General features: G+C 68.7%; 10 protein-coding genes and 1 tRNA gene. 10 read left to right on the top strand and 1 reads right to left on the bottom strand.

What is annotated here, in order from left to right; translation table 11 throughout:
- Positions 1-876, top strand: coding sequence for a MurR/RpiR family transcriptional regulator (locus B7W94_RS01340; RefSeq protein ID WP_025104417.1), 876 nt, complete (start codon positions 1-3; stop codon positions 874-876).
- Positions 877-888: 12 nt separating this feature from the next.
- Here the strand turns inward: B7W94_RS01340 and B7W94_RS01335 are convergent, their stop codons facing one another.
- The gene (locus tag B7W94_RS01335; RefSeq protein ID WP_085603763.1) at positions 889-1,809 is read right to left on the bottom strand and encodes a sugar kinase; all 921 of its coding nucleotides are present in this window, start codon (positions 1,807-1,809) and stop codon (positions 889-891) included.
- Between the two features lie 167 nt (positions 1,810-1,976).
- On the opposite strand from B7W94_RS01335, the gene B7W94_RS01330 reads away from it, so the two are divergent.
- From B7W94_RS01330 to B7W94_RS01290, 9 genes are all read left to right on the top strand, one after another.
- Positions 1,977-3,650: an ABC transporter substrate-binding protein gene (locus tag B7W94_RS01330; protein ID WP_025104415.1), complete on the top strand. Its 1,674-nt coding sequence runs from the start codon at positions 1,977-1,979 to the stop codon at positions 3,648-3,650.
- An 82-nt stretch (positions 3,651-3,732) separates the two neighbouring features.
- A complete protein-coding gene (locus B7W94_RS01325; RefSeq protein ID WP_025104414.1) occupies positions 3,733-4,737 on the top strand; it encodes an ABC transporter permease in 1,005 nt (334 codons plus the stop codon).
- 34 nt (positions 4,738-4,771) lie between these two features.
- The gene (locus B7W94_RS01320; RefSeq protein ID WP_025104413.1) at positions 4,772-5,737 is read left to right on the top strand and encodes an ABC transporter permease; all 966 of its coding nucleotides are present in this window, start codon (positions 4,772-4,774) and stop codon (positions 5,735-5,737) included.
- Positions 5,734-7,503 (top strand): ABC transporter ATP-binding protein, encoded by a 1,770-nt coding sequence (locus tag B7W94_RS01315; RefSeq protein ID WP_085603760.1) that lies wholly within the window; start codon positions 5,734-5,736, stop codon positions 7,501-7,503. The genes B7W94_RS01320 and B7W94_RS01315 overlap by 4 nt, the downstream gene beginning before the upstream one ends.
- A 276-nt stretch (positions 7,504-7,779) precedes the next feature.
- Positions 7,780-11,283 carry a DNA-directed RNA polymerase subunit beta gene (gene rpoB, locus B7W94_RS01310; protein WP_025104411.1) on the top strand — a complete coding sequence of 1,168 codons (3,504 nt, stop codon included), beginning with the start codon at positions 7,780-7,782 and terminating at the stop codon, positions 11,281-11,283.
- Positions 11,284-11,363: 80 nt separating this feature from the next.
- Entirely contained in the window at positions 11,364-15,239 is a 3,876-nt protein-coding gene (gene rpoC, locus B7W94_RS01305) for a DNA-directed RNA polymerase subunit beta' (protein WP_025104410.1), read from the top strand.
- Positions 15,240-15,420: 181 nt separating this feature from the next.
- Positions 15,421-16,350 (top strand): PfkB family carbohydrate kinase, encoded by a 930-nt coding sequence (locus tag B7W94_RS01300; protein WP_085603758.1) that lies wholly within the window; start codon positions 15,421-15,423, stop codon positions 16,348-16,350.
- Between the two features lie 86 nt (positions 16,351-16,436).
- A tRNA-Tyr gene (locus B7W94_RS01295) sits at positions 16,437-16,521 on the top strand.
- Positions 16,522-16,593: 72 nt separating this feature from the next.
- Positions 16,594-17,085 (top strand): FBP domain-containing protein, encoded by a 492-nt coding sequence (locus tag B7W94_RS01290; RefSeq protein ID WP_025104408.1) that lies wholly within the window; start codon positions 16,594-16,596, stop codon positions 17,083-17,085.
- The last annotated feature ends 40 nt before the right edge of the window (positions 17,086-17,125 follow it).

Below are 17,125 nucleotides of genomic sequence, written 5' to 3'. Positions count from 1 at the left end.
ATGGACGACGACGTTCTGGCCGTGGTGCGGCGCTCCCTCCCCAAGCTCAGCGCGGCGGAGGGACGCGTCGCCGAGAGGATCCTCGGCGACCCCACCCTCGTGGTGGACCTCGCGATCAACGATCTCGCGCAGCTCTGCCAGACCTCGCTGTCGACCGTCGCCCGCTTCGCGCAGTCGCTGGGCTACAGCGGCTACCGGGAGCTGAGGGTCGCCGTCGCGCGGGCGGTCACCTTGGCCCAGGCGCAGCAGGCCCGGTTCGGACTCGACTCCACGGCGATCGACCGCGACGACGGCCCGGCCGCGATCGCCGCGAAGCTCGCGGCCCAGGAGATCGACGCGATCGAGAAGACGGCCCGGGCTCTCGATGCGGACGCCCTCGACCGGGTCGCGCGGGCGGTGGTCGTGGCGCGGCACATCGACCTGTTCGGGCAGGCGGCATCGTCGCTGACGGCCCAGGACCTGCAGCTCAAGCTCTCCCGGATCGGCTGCTCCGTGACCCACTCGGCCGATCCGCATCTCGCCGTCACCGCGGCCGCACTGCGGTCCTCCGCGGATGTGGCGATCGCCTTCTCGCACGGCGGCGAGACGGCCGAGACGGTCCGTGCCCTGGAGGTCGCCCGGGCCGCGGGCGCTCTTGCGGTGGCCGTGACGAGCGCGGCCGACTCCCCGCTCGCGGCCCTCGCCGACGTCGTGCTCCTCAGCCAGGCCCAGGAATCGCCGTTCCGGATGGCCGCCATGTCGAGCCGGATCGCGCAGCTCGCGCTCATCGACGTGCTGTTCGTGCGCATCGTGCAGCATCGGGGCGAGCACGTCGCGGTGTCCCTGCAGCGCACGCACGACGCGGTCCCGCCACGGCGCGGGCACCCCGCGGACTGAGCCGCCGCCTGCTCAGTCGACGTGGTCGCGCGTGCTGGCGATCGCGCGCGTCGCGATGCGGTGGGCGCGGGCCAGGCTCCCGTGCAGCGTCAGGCCGGTGAGGACGCCGGCGAGGAAGCCGGCGGCGAACGCGTCGCCCGCGCCAATCGTCTCCACGACCGGTGCATCGAGAGCCTCGCTGCCCACCCGGTCCGCGCCGTCGAACGCCACGGCGCCGGCGGGGTCGGTCACGACCAGGTAGCGCGGCTCGGGGAACAGCGCCCGCAGCTCGTCCGGTGCGCTCGTGCCGAACACGGCCTCGGCGTCGGGGCGGGTGCAGAACAGGACGTCGGCGCGGTGGGCGAGATCGGTGAGGACGGCGCGTCCCTCGTCCTCGCGGCCCCGCCACAGCGCGGGGCGCCAGTTCAGATCGAAGCTGACGAGACGGCCCGGTCGCGGCGCCGCGACCAGAGCCTCCTGGGCGGCGCGTGTGGTGGGCGAGAGCGCGGGCGTGATGCCGGAGGTGTGCACGAGGGCCGCCGCGGCGAGCAGGTCCACCGCCACGGGCGACTCCAGCGAGGCCGGCGACAGCGCCGCCGCGGCCGACCCGGCGCGGTAGTAGTGCATCGTCCCTTCCACGGCGCCGTCCGCCCGCGGGGAGAGCTCCTTGACGTAGAGGCCCGTCGGTGCGATCGGGTCGATCTCCACGGCCTGATCGTCGACGCCGTGCGCACGGAGCTCGGCGGTGAGGAAGCGTCCGAAGCCGTCGTCACCGACACGGGACACGACCGCGGTACGGATGCCCGCGGAGGACAGCGCGATGGCGGTGTTCCATTCGGCCCCGGCGAGGGAGCGGTGGAACGTGCGGCAGGTCTCGAGCGGTCCGGCGGTGGCGGCGACGAGGGCGACCAGGCCCTCGCCCAGGCACACGACGCGGGGAGTGGTGTCCGGCACGTTCTGGACATTACCGGATCGAGGGCGGTGCCGCGTCGATACCGGATCGCAACCTCGGACTCTTGGCATCGGCCGGACCGCTGGGTACCTTCGAGGAATCACCGTCTCCGCGGCGACGATGCCCGGAGACGCGCAAGGAAGCGCCCGACAGGGAAGGTCATACACACATGCACCAGTCAGCCATGCCTCGGCGAGGACTCGCCGCCGTCACCGGAGCGACCATCGCCGCTCTCGCACTCGCCGGATGCGTCGCCAGCGAGCGCGGGGACAACGGGTCGGAAGGATCGGGTGACGTCGACGGCACCTTCGTCTTCGCCGCCTCGTCGGACCCCGCGAGCCTCGACCCGGCGTTCGCGCAGGACGGCGAGACCTTCCGCGTCTCCCGCCAGATCTTCGAGGGTCTGGTGGGCACGGAGCCCGGCACGGCCGACCCGGCGCCGCTGCTGGCGGAGTCGTGGGAGTCGTCCGAGGACGGCATGTCCCACACCTTCGCGCTGAAGGAGGGCGTGACCTTCCAGGACGGCACGCCGTTCAACGCCGAGGCCGTCTGCGCCAACTTCGACCGCTGGTACAACTGGACCGGTCTCGCCGCCTCCGAGGCCTTCGGGTACTACTACAACAAGCTCTTCAAGGGCTACGCCTCCAACCCGGAGGACGCGGTCTACAAGTCCTGCACGCCCGACGGCGAGAACTCCGTCACGATCGAGCTGAACAAGCCGTTCGCCGGCTTCATCGCCTCGCTGTCGCTCCCGGCCTTCGGCATGCAGAGCCCCTCGGCGATGCAGGAGTTCGGCGCGGACGAGGTCGGCGGCACCGCCGAGGCGCCGCAGCTGTCCGAGTACGCCATGGGCCACCCGGTCGGCACGGGCCCCTACCAGTTCGAGGAGTGGGCGCCGGGCGAGCAGGTCACGCTCAAGGCCTACGACGACTACTGGGGCGAGGCCGGACAGATCGACGAGATCATCTTCCGCACCATCGACGACCCGACGGCGCGTCGCCAGGCGCTCGAGTCGGGCTCCATCGACGGCTACGACCTCGTGGGCCCCGCCGACACGAAGGCGCTGGAGGAGGACGACTTCACCATGGTGTCGCGTCCCCCGTTCACGATCCTCTACCTCGCCTTCAACCAGGCGATCCCGGAGCTGCAGGACCCGAAGGTGCGCGAGGCGCTGTCCTACGCGATCGACAAGGACGCCCTGATCAGCCAGGTCCTCCCGGAGGGCACCGAGAAGGCGACGCAGTTCGTCCCGCCGGTGGTCAACGGCTACAACGACGAGGTCACGACCTACGACTACGACCCGGAGAAGGCCAAGGAGCTGCTCGCGGAGGCCGGCTACGACGAGGCGAACCCGCTGTCGCTGGACTTCAACTACCCGGTCAACGTCTCGCGTCCGTACATGCCGGACCCCGAGCAGATCTACACCGTCCTGTCCTCGCAGCTCTCGGAGGTCGGCGTGGAGACCACTCCGGTCTCCGAGGAGTGGGTCGAGTACCTCGACCGCACCACCGGCACTTCCGACCACGGCATCCACCTGCTCGGCTGGACCGGCGACTACAACGACACGGACAACTTCGTCGGTGTGTTCTTCGGCCAGCAGAGCTCGGAGTGGGGCTTCGACAACCCGGAGCTCTTCCAGGCGCTGACCGAGGCGCGCGGGGTCTCCAACCTCGACGACCAGACGGCGCTCTACGAGGACATCAACGAGATGGTCGCGGAGTTCATCCCGGGCGTCCCGCTCGCCCACCCGGCGCCGACGCTCGCCTTCGACCCGCGCGTCGAGAGCTACCCCGCCAGCCCGGTGAACGACGAGGTCTTCACGGACATCGTCCTCACGAAGTAGGCCTGACCATTTGATATGCCGAGCCCCGGTTCCGCCTCGCGGGACCGGGGCACGGCGTACCTTCTGATCGACGGAGAACTCTGTGCTGCGCACCATCGGCAGGCGACTGCTGTTCCTCATCCCCACCCTGTTCGGGCTCAGCATCCTGCTGTTCGCCTGGGTCAGGGCCCTCCCCGGCGGCCCCGCGGTCGCCCTCCTCGGCGAGAAGGCCACCCCCGAGGCCATCGCCAGGGTCAACGAGCTCTACGGCTTCAACAAGCCCCTCATCGAGCAGTACTTCATCTGGGTCACGCGCCTGCTGCAGGGCGACTTCGGCACGTCCATCCAGACCAACCGGCCGGTCACGGAGGAGTTCCTCCGCCGCTTCCCCGCGACGATCGAGCTGAGCGTCGCGGCGCTCATCTTCGCGGTGGGCGTCGGCATCCCGCTCGGGTACTGGGCGGCCCGCCGCCACGGCAAGTTCACCGACCACGCGTCGGTCGTGCTGAGCCTCATCGGGATCACGATCCCGGTCTTCTTCCTGGCCTTCATCCTCAAGTACGTCTTCGCCGTGCAGCTGGGGTGGCTCCCCTCGGACGGCCGGCAGGACCCCCGGATCGATGCCACCCATCCCACCGGCTTCTACGTCTGGGACGGCATCATCACGGGGGAGTTCGACGCCGCGTGGGATGCGATCCTCCATCTGATCCTCCCGGCGCTCGCGCTCGGCACCATCCCGCTCGCGATCATCGTCCGCATCACCAGGGCGAGCGTGCTGGAGGTGCAGAACGCCGACTACGTGCGGACGGGGCGGGCGAAGGGCGTGGGCTCCGGCACGCTGCGCAGCCGGTTCATCCTCCGCAACGCCATGCTCCCCGTCATCACGACGATCGGCCTGCAGACCGGACTCCTCATCTCGGGGGCGGTGCTCACCGAGACCGTGTTCGCCTTCCCCGGCATCGGATCGTTCCTCGCGCGCGCCATCTTCACGCGCGACTTCCCGGTGCTGCAGGGGTTCATCATCTTCATCGCGATCGCCTACGCCCTCATCAACCTGGCCGTGGACGTGTCGTACAGCCTCATCGATCCGAGAGTGAGGGTGCAGTGATGTCCTCCTCCCTCATCCGAAAGGAGGCGCTCGCATGAGCATCGCCCTCCCACCCGCACAGGGGCCGTCCGCCGAGAGCGGCGGCAGCATCGACACCGTCGCCATCGCCCAGGCCGACCTCAAGGAGAGCGGCGGCGGGTTCTGGCGCGACGTGTTCCGCCGGCTCCGCCGCAATCCGACGGCGTGGATCGGCGCCGTCATCGTGCTCCTCTTCCTCCTCGTCGCGGTGCTCGCGCCGGTCCTCGCTCCGTACCCCGAGACCGCGCTCCCCGGGGCGAAGGAGATCACGCCCACGCACATCCCCGGCCCGGGGGAGCTGCCGCAGTTCCCCCTCGGTCTGGACCGGTTCGGCGGCGACGTGCTGTCCAAGCTCATCTGGGGCGCTCAGGCGTCGCTGCTGATCGGCGTCGTCTCCACTGCGATGGGTCTCGTCGGCGGCATGATCCTCGGACTCCTCGCCGGCACGTTCGGAGGCTGGGTCGACACCGTCATCATGCGCGTCGTCGACATCATCCTCTCGGTGCCGAACCTCCTGCTGGCGGTGTCGATCGCCGCGATCCTCGGACAGACGCCGTACGCCGTGATGATCGCCATCGGGGCCTCCCAGGTGCCGATCTTCGCGCGCCTGCTGCGGGCGTCCATGCTCCAGCAGCGCTCCAGTGACTACGTGCTCTCGGCGCAGACGCTCGGCCTCGGCCGCGGCCGGATCACGATGTCGCACGTCCTCCCGAACGCGATCGGGCCCGTGATCGTGCAGGGCACCCTGACCCTCGCGACCGCCGTGATCGATGCGGCGGCGCTGTCGTTCCTCGGTCTCGGCGGCGGCGGCCCCGCGACGGCCGAGTGGGGTCGCATGCTCACGTACGCGCAGGCGGAGCTGGCGATCGCCCCGTGGCTGGCGTTCCTCCCCGGCATCTGCATCGCCGTCACCGCGCTCGGCTTCACCCTGCTCGGTGAGGCGCTGCGCGAGGCCATGGACCCGAGGACGAGGGCACGATGAACATCCGCGACGAGGGCGCCGTGCGCGCCGCGAAGGAGAACGGCATGGCGGACCAGCCCCTGCTGTCGGTCGAGGGCCTGGCGGTGGACTTCGCCACCATGGACGGCGTCGTGCACGCCGTGGAGGGCGTCGACCTCGAGATCCGTCCGGGGGAGACCGTGGCGATCGTCGGCGAGTCCGGTTCCGGCAAGTCGACCACCGCGATGGCGATCATCGGGCTGCTCGCGGGCGGGGGGAAGGTGGCCGCCGGCAGCATCAAGCTCGACGGACGCGACATCTCCCGTGCCTCCGAGAACGAGCTGCGATCGATCCGCGGACGGGACATCGGGCTCGTGCCGCAGGACCCCATGTCGAACCTCAATCCGGTTGCGAAGATCGGCACCCAGGTCGCCGAGACGCTGCTCGCCCACGGCCTCGCCACCCGGCAGAACGTGCAGTCCAAGGTCGTCGAGGCGCTGACCGCGGCCGGTCTTCCCGATCCGGAGCGTCGGGCCAAGCAGTACCCGCACGAGTTCTCCGGCGGCATGCGGCAGCGGGCCCTCATCGCGATCGGGCTGGCGTGCAAGCCGCGGCTGCTCATCGCGGACGAGCCCACCAGTGCCCTGGACGTGACGGTGCAGCAGACCATCCTCGACCAGATCGGCGAGATGACGAGGGAGCTGGGCACCGCCGTGCTCCTCATCACGCACGACCTCGGGCTCGCCGCGGAGCGGGCCGAGCGCGTGATCGTGATGCACCGCGGCAAGGTCGTCGAGCAAGGGCCGGCGCGGCGGATCCTCGAGGACCCGCAGCACCCGTACACCCAGTCGCTCGTGAAGGCGGCGCCGTCGGTGGCGGTGGCCCGGCTTCGTCCTGAGGCCTTCGTCCGGGACGCTTCGACGGGCTCAGCGACCCAGGAGGGCGCTTCGACAGGCTCAGCGACCCATAGTGAGTCTGGGTCCCTGAGCTCGTCGAAGGGCGGGTCCCTGAGCTCGTCGAAGGGCAACATCGTCGAGATCGAGAACCTCACGAAGGTGTACCCCGTGCGCGGCAAGCACGAGGACTTCGTCGCCGTCGACGACGTCTCGCTCGCGATCCCGCGCGGGGAGACCGTCGCGATCGTGGGGGAGTCCGGATCGGGCAAGACCACGACCGCGCGCATGCTGCTCAAGGTCATCGAGCCGACGAGCGGCCTCATCCGCTATGAGGGCAAGGACATCTCGACGCTCAGCCGTGCGGAGACGAAGGACTTCCGGCAGCGGGTGCAGCCGATCTTCCAGGATCCCTACTCCAGCCTGAACCCCATGTTCACGATCGAGCGCCTGATCGCGGAGCCCCTGGAGTTCTACAAGCGGGGGAGCGGGGCGGACCGGCGCAAGCGCGTGCGACAGCTCCTGGACGATGTGGCGCTGCCGCAGTCGATGCTGCGGCGCTACCCGTCCGAGCTCTCCGGCGGGCAGCGTCAGCGCGTGGCGATCGCGCGGGCCCTGGCCCTCTCGCCGGACCTCATCGTGTGCGACGAGCCCGTGTCGGCGCTGGACGTGCTCGTGCAGGACCAGATCCTGCGGCTGCTGGGCGACCTCCAGCGCGAGTACGGCCTGAGCTACCTGTTCATCTCGCACGACCTCGCGGTGGTGCGGCTCATCAGCGACTACGTGTGCGTGATGAAGGACGGGAAGCTCGTGGAGGCCGCGTCGTCGGAGGAGATCTTCACGAATCCCCGCGACCCCTACACGCGCCGCCTCCTCGCCTCGATCCCCGGCAACGAGCTCAACATCGCCTCCTGACCCGAGACCCCGGTTTCGTGTCGAAACCCCGCCCTGCCTCCGCGGCTAGGGCGGGGTTTCGGCGCGCAGGCGGGGTCTCGGCGGTCCCATTACCGCAGCATCGAAGATTGGTCAAGGATTGCGCTTGCCATGTCGCGAGATCGCGTCTATAGTTGGTAGTTGCGCTCGCTTCTCCCTGCCCTCATATGGTGGTCGGCATCTCGTGAGCTTCTGAGCGCACTCCACCTGACGACAAAGGAATCGAGAAGCCCTGCGGGGCTCACGGAGGTTATTCCCTTGGCTGCTGCTCCCAACGCATCCACATCCACCACCACCAAGAACGGACGCGGAGCTTCCCGTCTCTCGTTCGCCAAGATCTCCGACACGCTGACGGTCCCCGACCTTCTCGCCCTGCAGACCGAGTCCTTCGGTTGGCTGGTCGGCAACGACGCCTGGAAGGCGCGCGTGGCCGAGGCCAAGGCCGCCGGTCGCACCGACGTGAACGAGAACAGCGGTCTGGGGGAGATCTTCGAGGAGATCTCCCCGATCGAGGACCTCGGCGAGACGATGCAGCTGTCGTTCACGAACCCGTACCTCGAGCCCGAGAAGTACTCCATCGAGGAGTGCAAGGAGCGTGGCAAGACCTACGCGGCCCCGCTCTACGTCGAGGCCGAGTTCATGAACCACCTCACGGGTGAGATCAAGACCCAGACGGTCTTCATGGGCGACTTCCCGCTCCAGACCGACAAGGGCACGTTCATCATCAACGGCTCCGAGCGCGTCGTCGTCTCGCAGCTCGTGCGCTCGCCGGGTGTCTACTTCGACAAGACCCCCGACAAGACGAGTGACAAGGACATCGTCTCGGCGCGCGTCATCCCGAGCCGCGGTGCCTGGCTCGAGTTCGAGATCGACAAGCGCGACCAGGTCGGCGTCCGCGTCGACCGCAAGCGCAAGCAGTCCGTGACGGTCTTCCTCAAGGCGCTGGGCATGACCAGCGAGGAGATCCTCGAGGAGTTCGCCGGCTACACCTCCATCGAGGAGACGCTCGCGAAGGACACGATCGTCACCAAGGAAGACGCGCTGCGCGACATCTACCGCAAGCTGCGTCCGGGCGAGCAGGTGGCCGCCGAGGCCGCCCGCGCGCTGCTCGACAACTTCTACTTCAACCCGAAGCGCTACGACCTCGCCAAGGTCGGCCGGTACAAGATCAACCACAAGCTGGGTCTCGACACCCCGCTGACGGAGTCGGTGCTGACGGTGCAGGACATCGTCGCCACGATCAAGTACCTCGTGCGTCTGCACGCGGGCACCGAGGAGACCTTCGAGGGCATCCGCGGCGGCAAGAAGACCGAGATCCGCCTCGCGACCGACGACATCGACAACTTCGGCAACCGTCGCATCCGCGCGGTCGGCGAGCTGATCCAGAACCAGGTCCGCACGGGTCTGTCCCGCATGGAGCGCGTCGTCCGCGAGCGCATGACCACGCAGGACATCGAGGCCATCACGCCGCAGACCCTGATCAACGTGCGCCCCGTCGTCGCCGCGATCAAGGAGTTCTTCGGAACCTCGCAGCTGTCGCAGTTCATGGACCAGAACAACCCGCTCGCGGGTCTGACCAACAAGCGCCGTCTGTCGGCTCTCGGCCCCGGTGGTCTGAGCCGTGACCGCGCCGGCGTCGAGGTCCGCGACGTCCACCCCTCGCACTACGGCCGCATGTGCCCGATCGAGACGCCGGAAGGCCCGAACATCGGTCTGATCGGTGCGCTCGCGACCTTCGCGCGCATCAACTCGTTCGGCTTCATCGAGACGCCGTACCGCAAGGTCGTCGACGGTGTCGTGACCGACCAGATCGACTACCTGACCGCCTCCGAGGAGGTCGACTTCAACATCGCGCAGGCCAACGCGCCGCTCGATGCGAAGGGTCGCTTCCGCGAGAGCCACGTGCTCGCGCGCCCCAAGGGCGGCAGCGGTGAGGTCGACCTGTTCCTCCCGGAGGAGATCGGCTACATCGACGTCTCCCCGCGCCAGATGGTGTCGGTCGCGACCTCGCTCGTGCCCTTCCTCGAGCACGACGACGCGCAGCGCGCGCTCATGGGCGCCAACATGCAGCGTCAGGCCGTGCCACTACTCCGCAGCGACTCGCCGCTCGTCGGAACCGGTATGGAGGGCTACACGGCCATCGACGCCGGTGACGTGATCACCGCCGAGAAGGCCGGTGTCGTCTCCGAGGTCTCCGCGGACCGCGTCGTCGTCATGCTCGACGAGGGCGGCACGCAGGAGTACCACCTGCGCAAGTTCGACCGCTCGAACCAGGGCACCTCCTACAACCAGAAGGTCGTCGTCTCGGCCGGTGAGCGCGTCGAGGTCGGAGAGGTCATCGCCGATGGCCCCGCCACCGAGAACGGCGAGCTGGCCCTCGGGAAGAACCTCCTCGTCGCGTTCATGACGTGGGAGGGCTACAACTTCGAGGACGCGATCATCCTGAGCCAGGACCTGGTGAAGGACGACACCCTCTCGTCGATCCACATCGAGGAGTACGAGGTCGACGCCCGCGACACCAAGCTCGGCAAGGAGGAGATCACCCGTGACCTCCCCAACGTCAGCCCGGAGCTGCTGAAGGACCTCGACGAGCGCGGCATCATCCGCATCGGCGCCGAGGTCCGCCCCGGCGACATCCTCGTCGGCAAGGTCACGCCGAAGGGTGAGACCGAGCTGTCGGCCGAGGAGCGTCTGCTCCGCGCGATCTTCAACGAGAAGAGCCGCGAGGTCCGCGACACGTCGCTGAAGGTGCCCCACGGTGAGCAGGGCACGATCATCGCGGTCAAGGAGTTCAACGCCGAGGACGGCGACGACGAGCTCGGCTCCGGCGTCAACCGCCGCGTCGTGGTCTACATCGCCCAGAAGCGCAAGATCACCGAGGGCGACAAGCTCGCCGGCCGCCACGGCAACAAGGGTGTCATCGCGAAGATCCTGCCCGTCGAGGACATGCCGTTCCTCGCGGACGGCACTCCGGTGGACATCGTCCTCAACCCGCTCGGCATCCCGGGTCGAATGAACTTCGGCCAGGTCCTCGAGACCCACCTCGGGTGGATCGCGAAGCAGGGCTGGAAGGTCGAGGGCACCCCGGAGTGGGCCGCCAAGCTGCCGCAGCAGGCGTTCGAGGCCGCGCCCGGCACCAAGGTCGCCACCCCGGTGTTCGACGGTGCCAGCGAGGAGGAGATCTCCGGTCTGCTCGACTCGACGCTCCCGACCCGTGACGGCCTGCGCCTGATCGACTCGAGCGGCAAGACGCAGCTGTTCGACGGCCGCTCCGGCGAGCCGTTCCCGGCGCCGATCTCCGTGGGCTACATGTACATCCTGAAGCTCCACCACCTGGTGGACGACAAGATCCACGCCCGCTCCACCGGTCCGTACTCGATGATCACCCAGCAGCCGCTCGGTGGTAAGGCGCAGTTCGGTGGACAGCGCTTCGGTGAGATGGAGGTGTGGGCCCTCGAGGCCTACGGTGCGGCGTACGCCCTCCAGGAGCTCCTCACGATCAAGTCCGACGACATCCTCGGCCGCGTCAAGGTGTACGAGGCCATCGTCAAGGGCGAGAACATCCAGGAGCCCGGCATCCCCGAGTCGTTCAAGGTGCTCATGAAGGAGATGCAGTCGCTCTGCCTGAACGTCGAGGTCCTCTCGGCCGACGGCACGCTGGTCAACCTCCGCGACACCGACGACGAGGCGTTCCGCGCCGCAGAGGAACTCGGTATCAACATCTCCAGCCGCTTCGAGGCCGCCTCGATCGACGAGATCTAATCCTTCGGTAGGCCCGGGACACACGTCCCGGGCCCACCGAAGCAGACTTCTCAAAAAGAATTTCCGACACAGGAGAACTAGTGCTCGAGTCCACAACCTTCGATGAGCTTCGCATCGGCCTGGCGACCGCAGACCACATCCGCGCGTGGTCCTACGGCGAGGTCAAGAAGCCCGAAACCATCAACTACCGCACCCTCAAGCCGGAGAAGGACGGTCTCTTCGGAGAGCAGATCTTCGGCCCGTCCCGTGACTGGGAGTGCGCCTGCGGCAAGTACAAGCGCGTCCGCTTCAAGGGCATCGTCTGCGAGCGCTGCGGCGTGGAGGTCACCAAGAGCTCCGTCCGTCGTGAGCGCATGGGTCACATCGAGCTCGCCGCTCCCGTCACCCACATCTGGTACTTCAAGGGCGTGCCCTCGCGCCTCGGCTACCTGCTGGACATGGCGCCGAAGGACCTCGAGAAGGTCATCTACTTCGCCGCGTACATGGTCATCTCGGTCGACGAGGAGGCCCGTCACCGCGACCTGGGTACCCAGGAGAACAACATCCGTCTCGAGCTGAAGACGCTCGGCGACCGCCGCGACGCGAAGATCGCGGAGCGCCTGGCGAAGCTGGAGGAGGAGCTCGCGGCCCTCGAGGCCGAGGGTGCCAAGGCCGACGCCAAGAAGAAGGTCAAGGACGCCGCCGAGAAGGAGATGTCGCTCATCCGCAAGGGTGCCGACGAGGCGATCCTGAAGCTGGAGCGCGTGTGGGAGGACTTCCGCACGCTCGAGGTCGGTGCCCTGCGCCCGGAGGACGACGTCTTCCACGAGCTGCAGGACCGCTTCGGCCAGTACTTCGAGGCCTACATGGGTGCCGAGGCGATCCAGCGTCGCCTGGCCGCGTTCGACCTGGCCGCCGAGGCCGAGAGCCTGCACCTGCAGATCTCGGAGGGCAAGGGCCAGCGCAAGATCCGTGCGATCAAGCGCCTCAAGGTCGTCAACTCGTTCCTCGAGACCGGCATGAGCCCGGCCGCGATGGTGCTCGACGTCGTCCCGGTGATCCCGCCGGAGCTGCGTCCGATGGTCCAGCTCGACGGTGGCCGCTTCGCGACCTCCGACCTGAACGACCTGTACCGCCGCGTGATCAACCGCAACAACCGTCTCCGTCGCCTGATCGACCTCGGTGCCCCCGAGATCATCGTCAACAACGAGAAGCGGATGCTGCAGGAGGCCGTCGACGCGCTGTTCGACAACGGCCGCCGCGGTCGCCCCGTCACGGGTACCGGCAACCGCGCCCTGAAGTCCCTGAGCGACATGCTCAAGGGAAAGCAGGGGCGCTTCCGCCAGAACCTGCTCGGCAAGCGTGTCGACTACTCGGGCCGTTCGGTCATCGTCGTCGGCCCGCAGCTCAAGCTGCACCAGTGCGGTCTGCCCAAGCAGATGGCGCTCGAGCTCTTCAAGCCGTTCGTCATCAAGCGCCTGATCGACCTCGGTCACTCGCAGAACATCAAGGCTGCCAAGCGCGCCGTCGAGCGCACCCGTCCCGAGGTCTGGGACGTGCTCGAGGAGATCATCCGCGAGCGTCCGGTGCTGCTGAACCGTGCACCCACCCTGCACCGTCTCGGCATCCAGGCGTTCGAGCCGCAGCTCGTCGAGGGCAAGGCCATCCAGCTGCACCCGCTCGTCTGCGCGGCGTTCAACGCCGACTTCGACGGTGACCAGATGGCTGTCCACCTGCCGCTGTCGGTCGAGGCTCAGGCCGAGGCCCGCGTGCTCATGCTCGCGTCGAACAACATCCTGAAGCCGTCGGACGGCCGTCCGGTCACCCTGCCCTCGCAGGACATGATCATCGGTCTGCACCACCTGACGACGGTCAAGGCTGGCGCCAAGGGCGAGGGTCGTGCGTTCGGCTCCGTCGGCGAGGCACAGCTCGCGTACGACGAGGGCACGCTCGACCTGCAGGCGAAGGTCCGCATCCGCATCCCGGGTCTGGCCTTCCTCGAGGGCGAGGCTCCCGAGGGCTACGAGAAGCACGGCCTGGTCGACGCTTCGCTGGGTCAGGCGATCTTCAACGACGCGCTGCCGAAGGGCTACCCCTTCGTCCGCGAGCAGGCCGACAAGGGCAAGCTGTCGCAGATCGTCAACAAGCTGGCCGAGGAGTACCCCAAGGTCGAGACGGCCGCCACGCTGGACCGCATCAAGGATGCCGGTTTCTACTGGGCGACCCGTTCGGGTGTGACCGTCGCGCTGAGCGACATCCTCACCCCGCCGAACAAGGCGGAGATCGTCGCGGGCTACGAGAAGCAGGCCGCGAAGGTCCAGTCCCAGTACGAGAAGGGCCTCACGACCGACGCCGAGCGTCGTCAGGAGCTCATCAAGATCTGGACCGAGGCGACCGACGAGGTGCAGGCCGCGATGAAGGCGCACTTCCCGGAGGACAACACCATCAACCGCATGGTGTCCTCCGGCGCTCGTGGTAACTGGCTGCAGATCCGGAACATCGCCGGTATGCGTGGTCTGGTGAACAACCCCAAGGGTGAGATCATCCCGCGTCCGATCATCTCCTCGTACCGCGAGGGTCTGTCGGTGGCGGAGTACTTCATCGCGACGCACGGTACCCGTAAGGGTCTGGCCGACACCGCCCTGCGTACCGCCGACTCGGGTTACCTGACCCGTCGTCTGGTGGACGTCTCGCAGGACGTCATCATCCGCGAAGAGGACTGCGGCACGTCGAAGGGCCTCGAGCTCCCGATCGCCGCTCCGAACTCGCAGGGTGAGCTGGTGCGCGACGCGAACGTCGAGAACTCGGTGTTCGCCCGCACGCTGGCGTCCGACGTGGTGAACGCGTCGGGCGAGGTCCTGGCCGCGGCCGGCGACGACGTGGGCGACGTGCTCATCGACAAGCTGGTCGCCGCGGGCGTCGAGACCATCAAGGTCCGCTCGGTCCTGACCTGCGACTCCGCCGTCGGCGTGTGCGCGCAGTGCTACGGCCGTTCGCTCGCGACCGGCAAGACCGTCGACATCGGCGAGGCCGTCGGCATCATCGCGGCCCAGTCGATCGGTGAGCCCGGTACCCAGCTGACGATGCGTACCTTCCACACCGGTGGTTCGGCGTCGGCGGATGACATCACGCAGGGTCTGCCCCGTGTGCAGGAGCTGTTCGAGGCGCGTACCCCCAAGGGTGCATCGCCGATCGCGGAGGCCGACGGCCGCATCACGATCGACGAGACCGAGAAGGCCAAGAAGGTCATCCTCACGCCCGACAACGGCGACGAGCCCGTCGTCTACCCGGTGCTGAAGCGTGCCACCCTCCTCGTCGAGGACGGCCAGCACGTCTCGGTCGGTCAGCCCCTGCAGGTCGGCACGCTCGACCCCAAGGAGGTCATGCGCGTCATGGGTGCCCGCGAGGTGCAGAAGTACCTCGTCGGCGGTGTCCAGGGCGTCTACCGCTCGCAGGGTGTGCCGATCCACGACAAGCACATCGAGGTCATCGTCCGCCAGATGCTCCGCAAGGTCACCGTCGTCGACCACGCCGACACGACCCTGCTGCCGGGTGAGATGGTCGACCTGAAGCGCTACCAGCAGATCAACCGCGAGGCCGTGGCCGAGGGCAAGCGCCCCGCGTCCGGTCGCCCGGAGCTGATGGGTATCACGAAGGCGTCGCTCGCGACCGAGTCGTGGCTGTCCGCTGCGTCCTTCCAGGAGACGACCCGCGTGCTCACGCAGGCCGCCATGGAGGGCAAGCGCGACCCGCTGGTCGGTCTCAAGGAGAACGTCATCATCGGAAAGCTCATCCCCGCCGGAACCGGTCTCTCGAAGTACCGCGACGTCACGGTCGAGGCCACCGAGGAAGCCAAGAGCGAGCGTTACCCGAACCGGATCTTCGCATCCGACGGCGCGTACGCGGACGGCGACTTCGGCTACGTCGACTTCGACGCGTTCTCGACGGACGACATCACCCCCGGTACCTACAACTGAGGTGTGAGTGAGTGAACGAAGGCCCCGGGGTTCTCCCCGGGGCCTTCGTCGTCCCTCGGCGCGGTCGGGTGTGCACAGCTTCGGAGATCCGGCGCGGCGCGCCGCCGGTGGGGCTCATCCATCGGGGTGTCGGGTGTCATCTCCGAAGCTGTGACCGGGGCGGGCGCGGTAGGGTCGGCGAGTGACCACTGAGACTTCCCCCGGCGGCGCGGCCGTCGTCATCGGAGACGCCCTGATCGACGAGATCCGGGATGAGGCCGGCGTCCGCGAGTTCGTCGGCGGAGCCGCCCTGAACGTCGCGGTGGGGCTGCGCCGGCTCGGAATCCCCACGACGCTCATCGCGATGGTGGGGGAGGACGTCGCCGGCGCGCACATCCGCGAGTATCTGGCCGATCACGGCGTGCGGCTGATCGCGAGCGCGGCACCGCACGGGTCGTCGCGGGCCGTCGTGACCCGGACCGCGAACGGCGAGCCGAGCTACGTCTTCAACCGCGCGGCCCAGGAGCGGACCGTCCGGTACTCCGACGAGGCGAAGGCTGCCATCGCCGGCGCGGACATCGTCGCGGTGAGCTGCTTCCCCTTCGATGTCCCGGCCGAGGTCGAGGCCCTCGCCGCCGCGGTGGAGGGCGCGCGGCTGGCGATCGACCCGAATCCCCGCACCGGGATGCTGTCCGACCGCGAGGAGTTCGTCCGCGGCTTCGAGCGGCTGGCCGCGCGGGCGGACCTGGTGAAGGTCGGCGCCGACGATGCCGACGTGCTCTATGACGGCGACCTCGACACCCTGCGCGCGCGGCTCCGGGGCCTCGGCGTCACGGCGGTGCTGGCGACGGCCGGAGCGGACGGCGCCGTGCTCGAGGCGGACGCCGGGTCGGTCTCGGCCCCCATCTCGGCGCTGCCGGGTCGGGTGGTCGATACCGTGGGCGCGGGGGACGCGACGCTCGCCGCCGTCGCCGCCGGACTGGTGGACGGTGCCCCGGAGGCGGTCGAAGGATGGTCCGCCCTGCTCGAGCGCGCGATGGATGTGGCCGCCGCGACCTGCCGCGCCGAGGGCGGGCTGCTGCGCACGCCGGAGTCGCTGGCCGCCGCCGACCGCGGCGTGCACGGGAGCTGACGCCTCGATTTCTCGCGCCCGCATCCGGCAGGTATGATTGTTCTTCGTGCCCCCGGTTGGCTGTTCAAGTCGGACGGGTGCGCTCTGGCGAGTTACCCAAGTGGCCAAAGGGATCTGACTGTAAATCAGCCGTCTTCGACTTCGGGGGTTCGAATCCCTCACTCGCCACCACGGAAGCCCCCGCTCGCGGGGGCTTCTCCCGTTCCCGGCCTCACCTCCGCGCCGAGTTCCTAGACTGGTGCGATGCGACCTCTCACCGAAGCCGACGTCCGGGCCTCGTTCGTGAACGCGGACGCCGACGAGCTGCGCGTCATGGAGATGCCGCACGACTTCCTCCTCGTGGACTGGGACTACCTCGACTTCTTCGCCTGGCGCGACCCGAGTGCCGGCAAGCGCGGCTACGTCCTCATCCCGCACGAGGGGCGTGTGGTCGGGGTGGTGCTGCGGGCGTCGGAACCAGGGCGCGGGCGCTCGGGCATGTGCAACATCTGCCACACGATGCAGCCGGGCAACCAGGTGGCGCTGTTCGCGGCGCGACGCACGGGAGAGGCGGGGGAGCGCGGCGACTCGGTCGGCACCTACATCTGCGCCGATCTGTCCTGCCACGAGAACGTGCGCCTGGCGCATCCGCTCGCACCGAACGAGATCCGGGCGGCGGGACAGGTCGACTTCCGGCTCGATGGCACCCGGCGACGGATGGAGCGGTTCGTGGCGCGCGTCTGGGAGGGCGCCTGAGCGCGACTAGCCTGGAGGCATCCGCCTGTGCTCGAAGGAG

Origin of the sequence: Microbacterium sp. LEMMJ01, assembly GCF_002114135.1 — a bacterium.
Taxonomy (GTDB): Bacteria; Actinomycetota; Actinomycetes; order Actinomycetales; family Microbacteriaceae; genus Microbacterium.
The sequence above is the reverse complement of the archived record's forward strand: the minus strand, read 5'-3'. Positions and strand labels throughout refer to the sequence as shown.